Raw genomic sequence first — 18377 nt, forward strand, 5'->3', positions numbered from 1 at the left:
CCCTCCCCCCCCCCCCCCCCCCCCCCCCCCCCCCCCCCCCCCCCCCCCCCCCCCCCCCCCCCCCCCCCCCCCCCCCCCCCCCCCCCCCCCCCACCTCTTCCCGGACCTTCGGATTCCCAGACCCTCGGAGCAGTTCATGGGACGTTATGTGATCCGGCGTCTGCTGCAGATGATCCCGGTCTTCTTCGGCGCCACGCTGCTGATCTTCCTGATGGTCAACGTCATGGGCGACCCCATCGCGGGGCTGTGCGGCGACAAGGCCTGCGACCCGGCGACCGCCTCCCGCCTCAAGCAGGAGTTCGGCCTCGACAAGCCGGTCTGGCAGCAGTACGCGACGTACATGGGGAACGTGTTCACCGGTGACTTCGGGACCGCGTTCAACGGCCAGAAGGTCACCGAGCTGATGGCGACCGCCTTCCCCGTCACCATCCGGCTCACGATCATCGCGATCCTCTTCGAGATCGTCATCGGCATCACCCTCGGCGTGATCACCGGGCTGCGGCGCGGCCGCCCCATCGACACCGCGGTGCTGATCCTCACCCTGGTGGTCATCGCGATCCCCACCTTCGTCACCGGTCTGGTGCTCCAGCTGCTGCTCGGCGTCGAGTGGGGATGGATCAAGCCGTCCGTGTCCCCGGAGGCGCCGTTCAACGAGCTCCTGGTCCCCGGCCTGGTCCTCGCCTCGGTCTCGCTCGCGTACGTCACCCGGCTCACCCGGACCTCGATCGCGGAGAACTCCCGCGCGGACTACGTCCGTACCGCCGTGGCGAAGGGCCTTCCCAGATGGCGGGTGATCACCCGCCATCTGCTGCGCAACTCGCTGATCCCGGTGGTCACCTTCATCGGTACGGACGTGGGCGCCCTGATGGGCGGGGCGATCGTGACCGAGCGGATCTTCAACATCCACGGCGTCGGCTACCAGCTCTACCAGGGCATCCTGCGCCAGAGCACGCAGACCGTCGTCGGCTTCGTGACCGTTCTGGTGCTGGTGTTCCTGGTGGCGAACCTCGTCGTCGACCTCCTGTACGCCGTACTCGACCCGAGGATCCGCTATGCCTGAGCCCGACTTCGACGAAGGTGCGATCGCCGCGACCGGCGCGGGCGGCGTCGGCCAGGGAGCCATCGCCCCCACCGGCACCAGCGGCCCGATGGACCTCGCGATCAGCGAGGGGGCGACGCTCGAAAAGATGCCGGGCGGACCCGAAGGCACCGGCCCCGCGGGCAAGCCCCGCAGCCTCTGGGGCGACGCCTGGCGGGATCTGCGGCGCAACCCCGTCTTCATCATCTCCGGCCTGATCATCCTCTTCCTGGTCGTCATCTCGCTGTGGCCGTCCCTGATCGCCTCCGGCAACCCGCTCAAGTGCGACCTCTCCAAGGCCCAGCTGGGCTCCCGGCCCGGCCACCCCTTCGGCTACGACGGCCAGGGCTGCGACGTCTACACCCGGACCGTGTACGGGGCGAGGACCTCGGTCACCGTCGGCTTCTGCACCACCCTCGGGGTCGCGCTCTTCGGCTCGGTCCTGGGCGGGCTCGCCGGGTTCTTCGGCGGCGGCTGGGACGCGCTGCTCTCCCGGATCACCGACATCTTCTTCGGTATCCCGGTGGTGCTCGGCGGTCTGGTGTTCCTGTCCGTGGTCACCTCGACCACCGTCTGGCCCGTGATCGGCTTCATGATCCTGCTCGGCTGGCCTCAGATCGCCCGGATCGCGCGCGGCTCGGTGATCACCGCCAAACAGAACGACTACGTCCAGGCCGCCCGCGCGCTCGGCGCCTCCAACTCCCGGATGCTGCTGCGCCACATCACGCCCAACGCGGTGGCCCCGGTGATCGTCGTGGCGACCATCGCGCTCGGTACGTACATCTCCCTCGAAGCCACGCTCTCCTACCTCGGCGTCGGGCTGAAGCCGCCGTCCGTCTCCTGGGGCATCGACATCTCGGCCGCCTCCCAGTACATCCGCAACGCGCCGCACATGCTGCTGTGGCCGGCCGGGGCGCTGGCGATCACGGTGCTCGCGTTCATCATGCTCGGCGACGCGGTGCGCGACGCCCTCGACCCCAAGCTGCGCTGAGGAGTTGGACGCCATGCTGCTCGAAGTGCGCGACCTCCAGGTCGAGTTCAAGACCAGGGACGGGATCGCCAAGGCCGTCAACGGGGTCACCTACTCGGTGGCGGCCGGGGAGACACTGGCCGTGCTCGGCGAGTCCGGCTCCGGCAAGTCGGTGACCGCGCAGGCCGTGATGGGCATCCTGGACATGCCGCCGGGCCGGATCACCGGCGGCGAGATCGTCTTCCAGGGCCAGGACCTGCTGAAGCTCAAGGAGGACGCGCGGCGCAAGGTGCGCGGCTCCGGGATGGCGATGGTCTTCCAGGACGCGCTGTCCTCGCTCAACCCGGTGCTGAGCGTGGGCGCGCAGCTCGCCGAGATGTTCACCGTGCACAAGGGGATGTCCCGCGCCGACGCCAAGGCCAAGGCGGTGGAGCTGATGGAACGGGTGCGGATCCCGGCCGCCGAGGAGCGGGTCGGGCAGTATCCGCACCAGTTCTCCGGCGGTATGCGCCAGCGCATCATGATCGCCATGGCGATGGCCCTGGAGCCCGCGCTGATCATCGCGGACGAGCCGACCACGGCGCTCGACGTGACCGTCCAGGCCCAGGTGATGGACCTGCTCGCGCAGCTCCAGCGCGAGATGAACATGGGGCTGATCCTGATCACCCATGACCTCGGGGTGGTCGCGGACGTCGCGGACCGGATCGCGGTGATGTACGCGGGCCGGATCGTCGAGGAGGCTCCGGTCCACGAGATCTACAAGGCCCCCGCGCACCCGTACACGCGCGGCCTGCTCGACTCGATCCCGCGCCTGGACCAGAAGGGCCAGGAGCTGTACGCGATCAAGGGCCTGCCGCCCAATCTGATGCACATCCCGTCGGGCTGCGCCTTCCATCCGCGCTGCCCGATGGCGCAGGACGTGTGCCGCACGGACGTACCGCCGCTGGCGCACGTCTCCGAGGGCCGCAGGAGCGCGTGCCACTTCTGGAAGGAGTGCCTGAATGGCTGAGGCGATTCTGGAAGTGCGCGACCTGGTCAAGCACTACCCGCTGACCCAGGGCATCCTCTTCAAGAAGCAGGTCGGCGCGGTGAAGGCGGTCGACGGGGTCTCCTTCGACCTGGCGGCCGGCGAGACCCTGGGCATCGTCGGCGAGTCCGGCTGCGGCAAGTCGACGGTCGCCAAGATGCTGGTGAACCTGGAGCGCCCGACGGCGGGCCGGATCGCCTACAAGGGCGAGGACATCACCAGCATGTCCGGCAAGGCCCTCAGATCCGTCCGCCGCAACATCCAGATGGTGTTCCAGGACCCGTACACGTCCCTGAACCCGCGGATGACGGTCGGGGACATCATCGGGGAGCCGTACGAGATCCACCCCGAGGTGGCTCCCAAGGGCGACCGGCGCCGCAAGGTGCAGGACCTGCTGGACGTGGTGGGCCTCAACCCGGAGTACATCAACCGGTACCCGCACCAGTTCTCCGGCGGTCAGCGCCAGCGCATCGGCATCGCGCGCGGCCTCGCCCTCCAGCCCGAGATCATCGTGGCGGACGAGCCGGTCTCCGCGCTCGACGTCTCGGTCCAGGCGCAGGTCGTCAACCTCCTGGAACGCCTCCAGAACGAGTTCTCCCTGTCGTACGTCTTCATCGCGCACGACCTGTCGATCGTGCGGCACATCTCGGACCGGGTCGGGGTGATGTACCTGGGCCGGATCGTGGAGACCGGCCGGGACGCCGAGATCTACGACCACCCCACGCACCCGTACACCCAGGCGCTGCTCTCGGCGGTCCCGGTGCCGGACCCGTCCGCGCGCGAGCACCGCGAACGGATCATCCTGACCGGCGACGTCCCGTCCCCGGCGAACATCCCCTCGGGCTGCCGCTTCCGCACGCGCTGCTGGAAGGCGCGGGAGCGCTGCGCGCTGGAAGTCCCGGAGCTGGCGGTCCCGGCGGTCTTCCAACTCCTGGACGGTCCGGCCCACCACCCGTCGGCGTGCCACTTCGCGGAGGAGAAGAGGGTGGTGCCGAGGGAGTGACCCGGTGTTCGTCTGCGGGCCGTCTGTGGCTGATCGCGCAGTTCCCCGCGCCCCTGAAATGCTCGGCTTCGCCCTCGCCCTCGCCCGTACCCCCTAGGGGCGCGGGGAACTGCGCGCTCAGCCCCCACCGGGCCGCAGACAAAGGTCGGCACGCCGGAGCCCGCGTCCGTGGTGTAACGGGGTGTACGGACGCGGGCCCGGCCTCCGAGCGGAGGCACTACGAACTCGGGTCAATGGGCTGTGTCCGTCGCCTCCTCGATCGCGGCAAGCGCAGGATCGAGCACGACATCCTCGCCCCGCGCCGCGACCGTCGGTTCCTCGGGGAAGTGGCACGCGGTCAGATGCCCCTCCCGGTTGCCGTCGAGCCGCACCAGTTCCGGTACTTCCAGCGCGCAGCGCTCCCGCGCCTTCCAGCACCGCGTACGGAACCGGCACCCCGAAGGCGGGTCGATCGGGGACGGCACGTCACCGGCGAGCCGGATCCGCTCGCGCCCCTCGCCCTCGTCGTCCACCACCGCCTCCGGCACGGCGGAAAGGAGCGCGTGCGTGTACGGGTGGCGGGGCCGGTCGTAGATGGAGGCCCGGTCGCCGATCTCGACGATGCGGCCCAGGTACATCACGGCGACCCGCTGCGAGAAGTGCCGCACGATCGCCAGGTCGTGGGCGACGAACAGGAACGCGATCCCCATCTCCCGCTGGAGGTTCTGGAGCAGGTTGACCACCTGCGCCTGGATCGACACGTCGAGCGCGGAGACCGGTTCGTCCGCCACGATCAGCCGGGGCCTGAGCCCCAACGCCCGTGCCACGCCGATGCGTTGGCGCTGCCCGCCGGAGAACTCGTGCGGGAACCGGTTGTAGTGCTCGGGGTTGAGGCCGACGACCTCCAACAGCTCCCGCACCCGCTTCTCGCGCCCGCCCGGCGGATTGACGCCGTTGACGGCCATCGGGTTGGAGATGATGTCACCGACCGTCTGGCGCGGGTTGAGCGAGGCGAACGGGTCCTGGAAGATCATCTGGATCTCGGACCGGATCGGCGCCAGCTCCTTGCGCGAGGCGTGGCTGATGTCCCGGCCCTCGTACGTGATGGTGCCCCGGGTCGGTTCGAGCAGCCGGGTGATCAGCCGCCCCGTGGTCGACTTGCCGCACCCCGACTCGCCCACCAGGCCCAGGCTCTCGGCCTGCCCGATGGTGAAGTCGACGCCGTCCACCGCGCGCACGTCCCCGACGTGGCGCCTGAGGACGAGTCCGCTGGTGATCGGGAAGTACTTGACGAGCCCGGCCACTTCGAGCAGCGGGGCGGACGGCTCCGGGCCCTCCTCGCCGCCCTGGTCGCGGGGCCCCGGAACCTTGGTGAGGCTCAGCTGTTCGCTCATGATGTGTTCTCGACTCCTGGTCGGCCGGTCGGCTGGTCGGCGAAGGGGCAGCGACCGGGTCAGCGCAGTCGCGGCCGGATCTGCTCGGCGAAGATGGTGGACTTCTGATTTGGTGTCAGATGACAGGCGGCCCCGTGCGGTTCGTCCTCCGGGATCACCGGCCGCGCAGTGCGGCACGCGCCCCCCGCGACCTGGTCCGGGAAGGCGCACCGCGGGTGGAAGGGGCACCCCGGCGGCGGTGCCAGCAGGCTCGGCGGTGTCCCCGGGATCGGCACCAGCGGCAGGTCGACGGGAGAGTCGAGCCGGGGGATCGAGCCGAGCAGCCCCCAGCTGTAGGGGTGGCGGGGCGTGCGCATGATCTCCCGTACCGTGCCGCGCTCCACACAGCGGCCCGCGTACATCACCATCACGTCGTCCGCGGTCTTCGCCACCACACCGAGGTCGTGGGTGATGATGATGATCGCGGAGCCGGTCTCCTGCTGGAGGTCCTTGAGCAGGTCGAGGATCTGCGCCTGGACGGTCACGTCGAGCGCGGTCGTCGGCTCGTCCGCGATGATCAGCTCCGGGTCGCAGACCAGCGCCATCGCGATCATCGCGCGCTGGCGCATCCCGCCCGAGAACTGGTGCGGATAGTCGTCGACCCGCAGTTTGGGCTGCGGGATGCCGACCTTGGTGAGCATCTGGACCGCCCGCTCGCGGGCCTCCTTGCGGGAGGCGCCCATGTGCTTCATGTACGGCTCGGCGATCTGGCGGCCCACCGTGTAGTACGGCGAGAGCGCGGCCAGCGAGTCCTGGAAGATCATCGCCATCTTCTTGCCGCGCAGCTGGGCGAGCCGGCGCTCCGAGGCGCCGGTCAGCTCCTGCCCGTCGAGCAGGATCTCGCCCCGGATCGTGGTGTTGCGCGGGTTGTGCAGGCCGAGGACGGCGAGGTTGGTGACGGACTTGCCGGAGCCCGACTCGCCGACGATGCCCAGCGTCGAGCCGCGCGCCAGGTCGAACGAGAGCCCGTCGACCGCCTTGACGGTGCCGTCCTCGGTGGCGAAGTGGACGTACAGGTCACGGACCGAGAGGAAGCCGCGGGACGCGTCGGCGACCGGCTTCGCCTCGGGCTGGCTGAGGGTGCTCACGGACGGTTCTCCTCCGGAGGTTCCTGGGTCCCGGGGTCCCGGGACCGTGAGGGTCGACGTGCTCTCAGGAGAGCCGGATCCGCGGGTCGATGAAGGCGTACGCCATGTCGACGACGATGTTGCAGAGGACGATGATCGTGGCGCCGATGAGCATCACGGCCATCTCCAGCGGCAGGTCGCTGCGGAGCACGGCCTGCACCGACAGCGAGCCGAGGCCGTGCAACCCGAAGGTGACCTCGGTGATGATCGCGCCGCCGAGCACCGCGCTGAGGTCGACGCCGAAGATGGTGATGACGGTGGCCATCGCGCCGCGCAGCGCGTACCGCAGGAAGACGTAGCGCGAGCTCATGCCCTTGGCGCGGGCCGCGCGGATATGGTCCTCCGACATCTGCTCGACCATCAACGACCGTGTCTGACGGCTGTAGTTGGACCAGAAGATCACCGACAGGATCAGACAGGGCAGCAGCAGCCCCGAGACGGAAGCGGCCGGGTCGCTCGACCAGTGGGGGTCCTGGCCGCGGTTGAAGATGTGCGTCTTGGTGGAGAGCAGCAGGATGGCGATCGGGCCGATGAAGTAGATCTGCACGGACTGGCCGAGCAGCGAGGCCGCGCTCGCGATCCGGTCGAAGAGCTTGCCCTGCTGCCAGGCTGAGACGAGGCCGAGGCCGACGCCGACGGTCAGGAAGATCGCGGCGCCGCCGACGCCCAGCGAGAGCGTCGTGGGGTAGCGGTCGGAGATGGTGCTCCACACCAGCTGCTGGTCGGCGAAGGAGTAGCCGAAGCAGGGCGCCGGGCAGTGCCCGACGGGCATGTCGCGCCCGGCGAAGATGCCGACCATGAAGTGCCAGTACTGGACCCAGATCGGATGGTCGAGTCCGAGGTTCTTGCGGATCAGCGCGACGTTCTGCGGGTCGCAGTTCTTGCCGCAGGAGAGCAGCGCGGGGTCGGAGGGCAGGAAGAAGAAGAGGAAGTACGTAATGGCGCTGATCAGCAGCAGGATGACCGCGGCGCCGAGCAGTCGTCGCACAAGGAAACGGAGCATCGGACTCTTCCGTCTGTATGCGGTCCCCGGCCCGTGAGCCGGGCCGGGGACCGGGCCGCCACTGCTACTGCTTCACGAAGATGGTGCTCGCGTTGATGGTGCCGAAGACCTGGTTGTAGGTGACGCCGCCGAGGCCGTCGCCGTGCAGGTTGAAGTACTTGTCGTAGATGAACGGGATCTGCGAGGTGTCGCTCTGCAGCACGTACTCGGAGAGCTTGCGCCACTCGTCGTTCTGCTTGCCGATGTCGGTGAGCGCCATGATCCGGTCGATCTCGGAGTTCACCTTCGGGTCGTTCAGGAACGCGTAGTTGTTGGTGCCGTCCTGGAGGTTGCGGCCGTCCATGGTCGGCGGGACCACGGTCGAGGCGCTCGGCCAGTCGGCGCCCCAGCCGGTGCGGTAGATGTCGTACGGCGTGTTCACCTTGCCGACCACCGTGTAGTACGAGGTCGGGTCGATGGCCTTGCGCTCCACCTGGAAGCCGGCCTTCTCCAGCGCCTTCTGCAGGGTCAGTGAGACGTTCTGCCAGCGCGGGGTGTTGGCGTACGCGTAGGAGAGCTTGACCGGGGTGGTGACCCCGGCCTCCTTCAGGAGCGCCTTGGCCTTCTCCGGGTCGCCCATGGGCTTGGCGAGCTTGCCGAACGGGTCGAACTTCGCCCAGCCGGCCACCGTCGGGCTGATCAGCGTGGTGCCGAGCTCACCCTGCGCACCGCCGCCGAACGCCTGCTGCACCTGCTGCATCGGGAAGGCGTACATGATCGCCTGGCGGACCTTGGGGTTGGTGATCCGCTTGGTGTTGATGTTCATGACCTCGACGTACGGCTGGTACTCGTTGACCGTCCGCGACTTGTACTGCGAGTCCGTCGTCAGCGTCTGCATCTTCGACGGGTCGGCGGAGCCGGACATGTTCACGGCGTACTTGTCGGGCCCGGACTGGGCGGCCATCCGGTTGGTGAGGCCCGGCTCGGCGATGCCGAGCTGGAACTCCCACTTGTCAGGGTAGGCGTTGCGGATCGGGTCGCTCTTGGGGTCCCAGTTGGTGTTGCGCACGAAGGACAGCGACTTGCCCGGCTTGTAGTCCGCGATCTTGTACGGACCGGCGGCGACCGGGTGGTTGTTGTACTTCTGCTTGTCGTCCTTGTCCTTGGGCACCGGCGACACGTTCGGCATCGACATCGCGTACGGGGCGTCCGCGTGCGCGTCCTTGAAGTGGAAGACGATGGTCTTGTCGTTGGGCGTCGCCAGGACCGTGTCGGGCAGCTCCTTGCCGTCGTACGGGCCCTTGTAGGCCTTGCGGTAGTCGGTGCCCAGCATCCACTTCTGGACGTACTGCGGGCCCTGCGTCTGGTAGTCCGCGAAGAGCCGCTCGATGCCGTACTTGACGTCCTTGGACGTGATCGGCCTGCCGTCCTCGAACTTCAGGTTGTCCTTGAGCGTGTACGTCCAGGTCTTGGCGCCGTCCGACGAGGTGCCGGTGTCGGTGGCGAGGTCGCCGACCAGAATCGTTTTGCCGGTCTTGGCGTCGATCTTGTATCCGGTCAGCGAGCGGTTGTAGAGCAGTTGCAGCGAGAGCATGTCGCTGACGTACTGCTGGCCCGGGTCCAGATAGTCGAAGCCCGCCTGGTCCAGGTCGTAGGCCGTACCCCCCGGCTTGGCGCCCTCGACGGGCACCGCCGGGCCGGTGGAGTCGGCCTTGGTGCCGATGCCGAAGTTCTGCACCGACGCTTTCTTGCCGTCGTCCGAGGGTTTCTTTCCATCGTCGGCCCCGCCGCTGCTGCATGCAGCAGACAGTGTCAAAGCCCCCACCGCCAGAAACGCGGAGGCGTAGCGCGCCTTGCGAATTCTCATTGATTCCTGCCTGTCAGGATGTGGACGGTTCAGCGGACGGTCTTGGGGTCGAGTGCGTCCCGGACCGAATCCCCGAGCAGGTTGAAGGCGACGACGAAGATCAGCATCGCGATGCCGGGGAAGAACATGAAGGTGACGTCGGACTCGAAGTACGAGGCGCCCGACTGGAAGAGCAGCCCCCAGTCCGGGGTCGGTGGCTGGATACCGACGCCCAGAAAGGAAAGTCCCGCCTCCGCGGTGACATTGGCCGGAAGCAGGAGTGTGGCCTGAACGAGGACGGTCGACCAGATGTTCGGCAGGACTTCCTTGCGGATGATCCGCCAGTTCGAGGCGCCGCTGAGTCTGGCCGCCTCGATGAACTCGCGCTCCCGCAGCGAAAGCACCTGGGCCCGCACCAGCCGGCCCACCACCATCCACCCGAGCAGGAACTGCACCAGGATCAGCGCCACGATCCGCACGTACGTGGGTTCCTCGTCCCGGGGCGAGACGAAGAGCGCGACGATCACCGGGGTGAAGGCGATGAAGAACAACTGCTGGGGGAACGACAGCATCAGGTCCGAGAACCGGCCCAGGAAGTAGTCGACCTTGCCGTGCAGATAGCCCTGGACCAGGCCGATCAGCACCCCGGTGGCCACCGAGACCACGGTGACCGCCAGCGAGATGAACAGCGAGGTCCGGATCCCGTAGATCAGCAGCGTGAACACATCGCGGCCCAGGTTCGGTTCGACGCCGAACCAGAAGTCCCCGTCGATGCCGCCGTTGGGCTTCAGCGGAATGCCGTAGCTGTTCAGCAGCCCGCGGTCCTGGCCGTAGAGCTGATAGGGATCCTTTCCGTACAGCTTCGCGATCAAGGGTGCCGTGAAGGCGACGAGAATGAAGGCGAGCACCGTGACGGCACAGGCGATGCCCACCCGGTCGCGTTTGAAGCGCGCCCATGCGAGGCGGCCGGGAGAGCGTCCCATGAGTTCGGTCGCCGTCAGTCCCGTGCCCGTGCCCGAATCCCCGCCAGGCGGAAGGGGATCAGTTGGTTCTGTGGCGGCCTGGGTTGAACTCGTCATCGCGCATAGCCCCCGCACCGAGAGAGTCGAACGGCGCCCGAAAAAGGCGTCATTGATTGACCGGAACATTCATGGGCCCGGCCTTGTGCGTCAAGAGGTTGGAGCATGCTGGTGTGTGATCACGAAAGAACTTGGCACAAGATTTCGCACATCGAGGCGACTGCGTGCTTGACAGGGCGGCGGAGCGGGCGACATGACTCCATAAATGCCCATCAATTTCGTTAACAAGCAGGCAACTTGACTGACGCAACACCGATATACGAACGCGCCACGCTGAACACCGTACGGCCGTGCGGGTGCCGTAGGCCGGCCGGGGCGGCCAAGTCGCCCCGGCCGGCTGCCTCCGGCCCGCCCGGGCCACGCACCCCTCTTGTCCATCCGAGCACCGCGGGTGGAGGATTCGCCCGAGCAGGCGCTCGCCACGCCAACCGGGGGGACGGCAAGGGGCATGACGCAGCCACAGACACTCACGGCCGGGGCCCGGCTGACCGGCGCCGTCCTGTGCGCCTTCCTCGCGCTGCTCACGGCCGCCTGGATCGCCCGCGACATCCACGCCGCCCGCAGCCTGTCCGACCTCTGGTGGTTCTGGACCGGCGCGCCCAAGCACCGCGGCGGCACCCCGCTGACCACCGGCGTCCTCGACCCCGTCCTGCTCGTGGTCTACGCGGTGGCGGCCGCGGTCGTGCCCCGCTCACCGGCCGCCGCGGCCGTGCTGAGCTGCGTCGGCGCCGTCACCGCGGCGCTTCGGGTCTCCTCCCTGTGGGTGCTGCACGACGACTGGACGGACTCGACCGCCCTGCACGATCTGCACCGGCGGGCACTGCTCAGCACCTTCGCGGCGCTGGCGGCCGGGCTCGCCCTGGTCATCACGGCCGCCGCCGGACGCAGACCCGACGCCGTCCCCGGCCCGCGGTCGCAGGCCCGGCCCGGTCCGGGCGCCGGGACCACCGCGTTCCTGCTGCTCGGCGCGGCCGGTCTGGTGGCGGTGGCCTGGGAGATCTACTGGGCCGTGGAACTCTCCGGGGAGCAGTACAAGGCGCGGTTCACCGGCAAGCACCTGCCGCTGCTCTGGATGCCCGGCGGCTGGGTGGCGGTCGTCCTCGCGGCGATCGCGCTGACGGCCGCGGGCGGCGGGCTGGCGCGGGCCGTCCACGTACGGCCGCTCGGTCTGGTGGCGGCCGCCGTCCTCACCGCCTCCGGCGCCATCGGGATCGCTCTGGCCGTACGGTTCGAACTGCTCGACCACTTCGGGGACTTGGAGACCGGCGCCCAGCTGCAAGTGCTGACGTGGTTCTTCCAGCTGGCCGCCGGTATCGCCCTGGTCCCGGTGCTCGCCCGGCGCGGCCCCGAGGACCAGGCGGGCGCGCCCGGGGCGCCGTGGACACCGCAGTCACCGCCGTACGCGCCCTACTCGCCCCAGCCGCCGCAGGACGCCCACGGCGGCGGCTTCGGCCCGCCGCCCCCGGGCTACGGCCCGCCCCCGCCGCCCTCCTCACCGCCGCCGGGCTGGTGAGGCCGGCGGCGGTGAGGAGCCGGGTTCAGATCCCCAGCGAGCGCTTCAGGAAGTCCACTTGGAGCAGCAGCAGATTCTCCGCCACCTGCTCCTGCGGGGTCATATGGGTCACGCCCGTGAGCGGCAGCACCTCATGGGGGCGGCCGGCGGCGAGCAGGGCCGAGGAGAGACGCAGGGTGTGTGCGGCCACCACATTGTCGTCCGCCAGGCCGTGGATGATCATCAACGGCCGGTGCTGCTGGGCCGGTTGGGACAGACCGGAGTCGGTGACCAGCGAGTTCGCCTCGTACACCGACGGGCTGCTCTGCGGGTCGCCGAGGTAGCGCTCGGTGTAGTGGGTGTCGTAGAGCCGCCAGTCGGTCACCGGCGCGCCCGCGATCCCCGCGTGGAAGACGTCGGGCCGGCGCAGCACCGCGAGCGCCGACAGATAGCCGCCGAAGGACCAGCCGCGCATCGCCACCCGGCCCAGATCCAGCGGGAAGGTGCCCGCGAGGCCATGGAGCGCCTCGATCTGGTCGTCGAGGGTGAGCGTGAAGTCGTCCCGGATCGCCTTCTCCCAGCCGGGGGAGCGGCCGGGTGCGCCGCGCCCGTCGGCCACGATCACCGCGAACCCCTGGTCCGCGAACCACTGCGAGGTGAGATGGGCGTTGTGCGCGGCGTGGACGCGCGCGCCGTGGGGGCCGCCGTAGGGGTCCATCAGCACAGGAAGAGGACCGTCCGATTCCGAGTAATCGGCGGGGAGCAGCACGGCGCATGGGATGCGGCGTGCGCCCCCCTCGGTCAGCCGGACCCTGGCCGTGAGCACCGGGGTCTCCGCGTACGAGTCGACCACCGCGACCGTCTTGCCGTCCCGTTCCACCCGGACCGTGGTGCCCGGGCTGTCCGGACGGGCCGAAGTGAGCACCGTCACCGGCCCGCCCCGGACCGCCGAGTGCACCCCGGAACCCTCCGAAACCCGCTCGATACCCAGCTCATTGACCCGGTACACATGGATCTCTCCGGTTTCGGGAGCACGGGCCGCCTCGCCGGCCGACGCCGAGACCAGGATGTCGTCGGTCCCGATGTCGAGCACGGCCCGGATCTGCAGCTGCCCTCCGGTCAGCGGGCGGTCGCCCGCCGCGAGCACGCGCGCCCCGCCCTCGTCCGCGATCCGCACCAGCCGTCCGTCCGGCGCCCAGGCCGGGACGCCGGGGAAAAGATCGAGCCACACCGCGTCCTCGTCCGCGTGGACCGTCCGGGTCTTCCCGGAGGCGGTGGGGGTGGTGTCGATGGTCAGATGCATCTGCACCCGCTGGTCCCGGGCCTGCACCAGGAGCAGCGGGGCACCCGCCGCCGACCAGTGCACCCGTGCCAGGTACGGGTAGCGCTCCCGGTCCCAGACGACCTCGGTCCGGGAGCCGTCGAGCCCGTACAGGAACAGCCGCACCTCGGCGTTGGGCGTGCCCGCCGCCGGATACGCGACCCGCTGCGGCTCGCGGTCGGGGTTGGCGGGGTCGGCGATCCACCAGCGCCGCACGGGGCTGTCGTCGGCCCGCGCCACCAGGAGCGCGTTCCCGTCGGGCGACCACCAGTAACCCCGCGGGCGCTCCATCTCCTCGGCCGCGATGAACTCCGCGAGCCCATAGGTGACCTCGGGCGATTCCGGCTCGGCGAGCGCCCGGTCGCCCTCGCCGTCCGCCCCGGTCACGCGCAGGGCGCCCCGCGCCACATAGGCGACGAGGCGGCCGTCGGGCGAGGGCCTCGGGTCGATCACCGGGCCGGGAACGGGCAGTTCACGGGTGGTCCCGGCCCGCAGCTCGGCCGTGAACAGCCGGCCCGAGAGGGCGAACGCGGCCAGCTCCACCGCCGCGTCGGTCGCATAGCCGACGATGCCCGCCGCGCCCTCGCGGCTGCGCTCGCGCCGCGCCTTCTCCTGCTCCGACAGCTCCTCCACGGCTCCGCCGAGGAGTGCCCGGGGGTCGGCCGCGAGCCGTTCGTGCGCGCCGTCCTCCAGATCGAGCACCCAGAGGCTGTTGGCCGGATCCGTACCCCCAGGGGCCCTCAGAAAAGCCACCCGGCTGCCGTCCGGCGCCACCGTGAAGGCGCGGGGCGCACCGAGCGTGAAGCGCTGGGTCCTGGCGTACTGACGGGGAAACGAGGGTTTCCCAGGGGCAATTGAGGTCATGGAGGGAACCTAGCGGCACCCGTCCGCACCTGCTCGTACGTGGGGGGTGTGCGCCCCTTGTGCGCCCGTGCACCGATCAATGCGTTCCGTCGGATAGTTATGATCCATAGTGGGGGGTGGGTATGACTCTGCATGCCCCCTCACACGCTGCTCTGCCCCTACCGACTGGCTCTTCCCGACCGACAGATGGAGGTGAACCGCCGTGGCACTCTCGATTTCGGCGGTGGTGCTGCTGGCGATCATCGTCTTCCTGCTGGTCAGGAAGTCCGGACTGAAGGCCGGACACGCGGTGGTCTGCACTCTGCTCGGCTTCTACCTCGCCAGCTCGTCCATGGCGCCCACCATCAACGACCTCTCCAACAACGTCGCGGGCATGATCAGCGACATCAAGTTCTGACGGTTCCGTCGCCGCCCGGCCCGGTCGGGGGATCCGAGGCATGCCGCCGTGCGGCATGCCTCGTAGGCTGTCCCGTATGACGGATCTCCCCGCCCGGCGGCTGCTCCTGGTGCACGCCCACCCCGACGACGAGTCGATCAACAACGGCGCCACCATGGCCCGCTACGCCGCCGAAGGCGCGCTGGTCACCCTGGTGACCTGCACCCTCGGTGAGGAGGGCGAGGTCATCCCGGCCGACCTCGCGCACCTCGCCGCCGACCGGGACGACCGCCTCGGCGCCCACCGCGTCGGCGAACTCGCCGCCGCGATGAAGGAGCTCGGGGTCACCGACCACCGCTTCCTCGGCGGCCCCGGCCGCTTCCGCGACTCCGGGATGACGGGTCTTGAGCAGAACCGCCGCGAGGGCGCCTTCTGGAACACCGAGGTGGACGACGCGGCCCCCCATCTGGTCGAGGTGATCCGCGAGGTCCGCCCGCAGGTCCTGGTGACGTACGACTCCAACGGCGGCTACGGCCACCCCGACCACATCCAGGCCCACCGAGTGGCGATGCGCGCCGCCGAGCTGGCCGCCGAACCCGGTTACCGTCCCGACCTCGGCGAGCCGCACACCATCGCCAAGCTCTACTGGAACCGGGTGCCGCGCTCGGTGGCCGAGGACGGCTTCGCCCGGCTCCGCGCCTCCGGGGTCTCCTTCCCCGGGATCGCCGACATCGGCGACATCCCGGGCGTCGTCGAGGACACGCGGATCACGGCCGAGATCGACGGCGCCGCCCACGCCGAGGCCAAGGCCGCCGCGATGCGCGCACACGTCACCCAGATCGCCGTGGACGGCCCGTTCTTCGCGCTCTCCAACGACCTGGGCCAGCCGCTCTTCTCCGTCGAGTACTACGAGTTGGTCGACGGCGAGTCCGGGGCCCCGGCCGGCGAGCGCGAGCACGACCTGTTCGCCGGGCTGGACGTGTGATGAGCACTTCATCCCGTACGTCCGGTCCGTCCGTCAACTCCCGTACGGCGGGCGCCCGCCCCGGGCGGATCGCCGCCTTCGCGGCCCTGTTCGTGCTCGGCGCGCTCACCGGGGCCGCGGGCGCGCTCGTCCAAGCCGCCTGGTTCCCCGGCGGGTTGCTGCTCTCGCTGGCCGCCGCGGCCGGACTCTTCTGGGCCGGTACGGCCCTGACGGGCAGCCGGGCCGGGGTCGGCGCGTCCGCCGCCGGATGGCTGGTGGCCGTGCTGTTCTTGACCACCACACGGCCCGAGGGCGACTTCGTCTTCGGCGCGGGACTGGGCTCGTACGTCTTCCTGCTCGGCGGGATGGTCGCGGCTGTGATCTGTGCCACGATCGGCGGCCTGGTGCAACCACCCCGTGATTCGGTCCGACTTGGCAAGTGACGTGCGCGGTCACGGCGGCGCAGTACCGGGTGTCGTGCCCTGCTTTCCCGGGCGGTCCCTTGCTTGTCGACGGCGGCCAGTATGGTGGTGCGCGCCGCCGAGCCACCCGCACAGAGGAAAACGAGACAAGAGCGGGTGGTGGAGCCGATCGGGAGAGAACCTGCCTTGAGTCGTGAAACTGACAGTTCGACCTCCGGCCCCCAGGGGCGCGGCGGAGCTGCGTACCCGTCGGGTACCCCGCCGTACGGAACGCCGCACTCTCCGGCGCACGACGCCCCGGAAGCCGCCGTCGCCCAGCCGGACGAGCCCAAGACCGAGACCACGCTGACGACGCGTATCCGGATCAACATCCCCGGGTCCCGGCCCATCCCGCCGGTCGTGATGAGAACGCCCGTGAGCGACGCCGACAAGGCGTCCGCCGCCGCGGAGAGCGAGCGTGCTCAGGCCGCCGCCGCGGCGGAGGAGGCGGCCGCGGCCGCCGACGCCGCGGCCGAGGAGAAGCCGACCAGCGACTGGTTCGCGCCCCGCAAGGCGGGCTCCGGCGCGACCCCGCCGTCCGGCACCCCGCGCCAGAACCTCCCGTACTTCTCGGACAGCCCGCAGGGCGCGCCCGCCGACGGCTCCGCCACGGGCGCGTCCGCGCGGCCCGGGAGCAACGGCGGCAACGGCTTCGCACCCGGCACCGGCACCGGCACCAACGGCAACGGCTTCGCCTCCGGCCCGGCCGGTCCCTCGGGCGCCAACGGCTTCGCACCGGGCGGCCCCGACAGCAACGGCTCCCACGGCCTCGCGCCCGGCGGCCCCGACGCCAACGGCTTCCGGCCCGGTGCGGCCGCGGCCAACGGCTCGGGCCGCTCCGCCCTCGCCGGCAGCGGCGGCCCCGCCGGGCCCACCACCGGCCCGGTCACCGGCACCGCCGCGCTGCCCACCCGCCCGGTCGGCAGCCGCAAGGGCCAGCAGCGGCTCGGCGGCGCGCCGGGCGGCCCGGAAGGCACCCCGAGCCACGGGACCCCGGTCCTGGGCGCGCAGGGCGTGCGGCCCGGGCCCATGGCGCCGCCCGTGCCCCAGATGTCCGACGACACGGCGATCCTGACCCCGCAGGCCCCGGCCCCGGTGCCGGGTGCCGGGAGCGGCGGGGTGAATCCGCCCCCGCCGGCGAGCCACGTCTCAGGGGACACGCTGACCAGCGGGATCCCGGTCGTACCGGGGGACAACCGCTCCCCGTTCGCGCCCGGCGGCGCGGGTCCCGACCTCACGCCGCGGCTGCCGGACGGGCCGCGCCCCGCGGAGGAGCCGCCCGCCCCGGCCCGTACGAGCTCGCCCGCGCCCGCCAAGAAGAAGGGCCGCTCCAAGCTGGTCCTGCTCGGCGTCGCGGCCTTCGTCCTGGCCGGTGTCGCGTACGGCGCGGGTCTGCTGCTCAACCACTCCGAGGTCCCCAAGGGCACCACGGTCCTGGGCGTCGACATCGGCGGCGGCAGCAAGGAGCAGGCCGTCGCCAAGCTCGACGCCACGCTCGGCAAGCGCGCGGCCCAGCCGCTGCGGCTCTCCGTCGACGGCAAGAAGGAGACGCTCGCGCCCGACAAGGCGGGCCTCGCCCTGGACAGCCAGGCGACCGTGCGCAACGCGGCGGGCAGCGACTACAACCCGGTCTCCGTCATCTCCTCCCTCTTCGGCGGCAAGCGCGTCGCCGAGCCGGTCATCCCGGTCGACGAGGAGAAGCTGGGCGTGGCGCTGACCGACCTGGCGGGCGCCTCGGGCTCGGCGGTCGAGGGCACGATCAAGTTCGTCCCGGGCAAGGCCGTTGCCGTACCCGGCAAGGCGGGCAAGAGCCTCGACGTCAACCGCTCGACGATCTCGGTCAAGGACGCGTACCGGGCGCAGGTCGAGACGGGCAGGCCCAACGAGGTGCGGCTGCCGGTCACCGGGCGCCAGCCGACCATCACCCAGGCCGAGATCGACCGGGCGATGAACGAGTTCGCCAAGCCCGCGATGTCCGGCCTGATCACCGTCAAGGCGGGCGGCAAGCGCATCGACTTCGGCCCGGTGAAGTCGCTCCCGAAGATCCTTTCCATGAAGCCGATCGAGGGCAAGCTGGTCGAGGTCTACGACAAGAAGGCGATCGAGCAGCTCATGGGCAGCACCTTCAACGGCGTGATGATCATGAAGGGCGACGGTCAGAAGCACCAGCTGACGTCCGACGACGTGGCCAAGGCGATGCAGAGCGCCCTGCGCGGCAAGACCTCGGCGGAGCGCATCGTGACGATCGATCTGAACGCGAGCTGACCTGCGGTCCCGTGCCGGCCCCCGTACGCCCTGCGCGTACGGGGGCCGTGTCATGCCGTCCGCATGACATCTGTCATCCGACACTCACGACACCCGGCACTGCCCCCGGC

14 protein-coding genes and 2 pseudogenes are annotated in these 18377 nt (G+C 70.3%); 10 read left to right on the forward strand and 6 right to left on the reverse strand.

Translation table 11 applies throughout. The features are described from left to right. Nucleotides 1–136 precede the first annotated feature (136 nt). The 5 genes and pseudogenes from ACZ499_RS36660 to ACZ499_RS36680 all read left to right on the forward strand — a co-directional run bounded on the left by ACZ499_RS36660 (nucleotide 137) and on the right by ACZ499_RS36680 (nucleotide 4078). Nucleotides 137–1060 carry an ABC transporter permease gene (locus ACZ499_RS36660; RefSeq protein WP_468681084.1) on the forward strand — a complete coding sequence of 308 codons (924 nt, stop codon included), beginning with the start codon at nucleotides 137–139 and terminating at the stop codon, nucleotides 1058–1060. A gap of 127 nt (nucleotides 1061–1187) precedes the next feature. Next, a pseudogene (locus ACZ499_RS36665) lies at nucleotides 1188–1343 on the forward strand (ABC transporter permease); the annotation flags it as partial. Between the two features lie 228 nt (nucleotides 1344–1571). Next, nucleotides 1572–2069: pseudogene (locus ACZ499_RS36670) on the forward strand (ABC transporter permease); the annotation flags it as partial. A 13-nt stretch (nucleotides 2070–2082) separates the two neighbouring features. Next, complete coding sequence (locus ACZ499_RS36675) at nucleotides 2083–3057, forward strand: ABC transporter ATP-binding protein (RefSeq protein WP_468681086.1); 975 nt, start codon at nucleotides 2083–2085, stop codon at nucleotides 3055–3057. Continuing rightward, entirely contained in the window at nucleotides 3050–4078 is a 1029-nt protein-coding gene (locus tag ACZ499_RS36680; protein ID WP_468681087.1) for an ABC transporter ATP-binding protein, read from the forward strand. Before ACZ499_RS36675 ends, ACZ499_RS36680 begins: the two co-directional genes overlap by 8 nt. 230 nt (nucleotides 4079–4308) lie before the next feature. On the opposite strand, the gene ACZ499_RS36685 is transcribed toward ACZ499_RS36680, so the two are convergent. From ACZ499_RS36685 to ACZ499_RS36705, 5 genes are all read right to left on the reverse strand, one after another. Continuing rightward, complete coding sequence (locus ACZ499_RS36685; protein ID WP_468681089.1) at nucleotides 4309–5451, reverse strand: ABC transporter ATP-binding protein; 1143 nt, start codon at nucleotides 5449–5451, stop codon at nucleotides 4309–4311. Between the two features lie 59 nt (nucleotides 5452–5510). Beyond that, a complete protein-coding gene (locus ACZ499_RS36690) occupies nucleotides 5511–6578 on the reverse strand; it encodes an ABC transporter ATP-binding protein (protein WP_468681091.1) in 1068 nt (355 codons plus the stop codon). Nucleotides 6579–6642: 64 nt separating this feature from the next. Continuing rightward, nucleotides 6643–7620 (reverse strand): ABC transporter permease, encoded by a 978-nt coding sequence (locus ACZ499_RS36695; RefSeq protein ID WP_468410766.1) that lies wholly within the window; start codon nucleotides 7618–7620, stop codon nucleotides 6643–6645. A gap of 64 nt (nucleotides 7621–7684) precedes the next feature. Continuing rightward, nucleotides 7685–9337: an ABC transporter substrate-binding protein gene (locus ACZ499_RS36700; protein ID WP_468681094.1), complete on the reverse strand. Its 1653-nt coding sequence runs from the start codon at nucleotides 9335–9337 to the stop codon at nucleotides 7685–7687. A 158-nt stretch (nucleotides 9338–9495) separates the two neighbouring features. Beyond that, nucleotides 9496–10524: an ABC transporter permease gene (locus ACZ499_RS36705; RefSeq protein ID WP_468410770.1), complete on the reverse strand. Its 1029-nt coding sequence runs from the start codon at nucleotides 10522–10524 to the stop codon at nucleotides 9496–9498. 448 nt (nucleotides 10525–10972) lie between these two features. Between ACZ499_RS36705 and ACZ499_RS36710 the strand changes: the two genes are divergently transcribed. Continuing rightward, nucleotides 10973–12037 carry a hypothetical protein gene (locus ACZ499_RS36710; protein WP_468681096.1) on the forward strand — a complete coding sequence of 355 codons (1065 nt, stop codon included), beginning with the start codon at nucleotides 10973–10975 and terminating at the stop codon, nucleotides 12035–12037. A 25-nt stretch (nucleotides 12038–12062) separates the two neighbouring features. Here ACZ499_RS36710 and ACZ499_RS36715 read toward each other — a convergent pair whose 3' ends face one another. Next, nucleotides 12063–14201 carry a prolyl oligopeptidase family serine peptidase gene (locus tag ACZ499_RS36715; protein WP_468681099.1) on the reverse strand — a complete coding sequence of 713 codons (2139 nt, stop codon included), beginning with the start codon at nucleotides 14199–14201 and terminating at the stop codon, nucleotides 12063–12065. Nucleotides 14202–14403: 202 nt separating this feature from the next. Between ACZ499_RS36715 and ACZ499_RS36720 the strand changes: the two genes are divergently transcribed. From ACZ499_RS36720 to ACZ499_RS36735, 4 genes are all read left to right on the forward strand, one after another. After that, entirely contained in the window at nucleotides 14404–14598 is a 195-nt protein-coding gene (locus ACZ499_RS36720) for an SH2 domain-containing protein (protein WP_101389912.1), read from the forward strand. A 76-nt stretch (nucleotides 14599–14674) separates the two neighbouring features. Continuing rightward, nucleotides 14675–15562, forward strand: coding sequence for an N-acetyl-1-D-myo-inositol-2-amino-2-deoxy-alpha-D-glucopyranoside deacetylase (gene mshB / locus ACZ499_RS36725; RefSeq protein ID WP_468681101.1), 888 nt, complete (start codon nucleotides 14675–14677; stop codon nucleotides 15560–15562). After that, nucleotides 15562–15984: a DUF6113 family protein gene (locus ACZ499_RS36730; protein ID WP_468681103.1), complete on the forward strand. Its 423-nt coding sequence runs from the start codon at nucleotides 15562–15564 to the stop codon at nucleotides 15982–15984. The genes mshB and ACZ499_RS36730 overlap by 1 nt, the downstream gene beginning before the upstream one ends. 165 nt (nucleotides 15985–16149) lie before the next feature. Next, nucleotides 16150–18267, forward strand: a complete 2118-nt coding sequence (locus ACZ499_RS36735) for a peptidoglycan binding domain-containing protein (RefSeq protein ID WP_468681105.1) — start codon at nucleotides 16150–16152, stop codon at nucleotides 18265–18267. Nucleotides 18268–18377: the final 110 nt, after the last annotated feature.

The organism is Streptomyces sp. NPDC031265 (genome assembly GCF_055570295.1).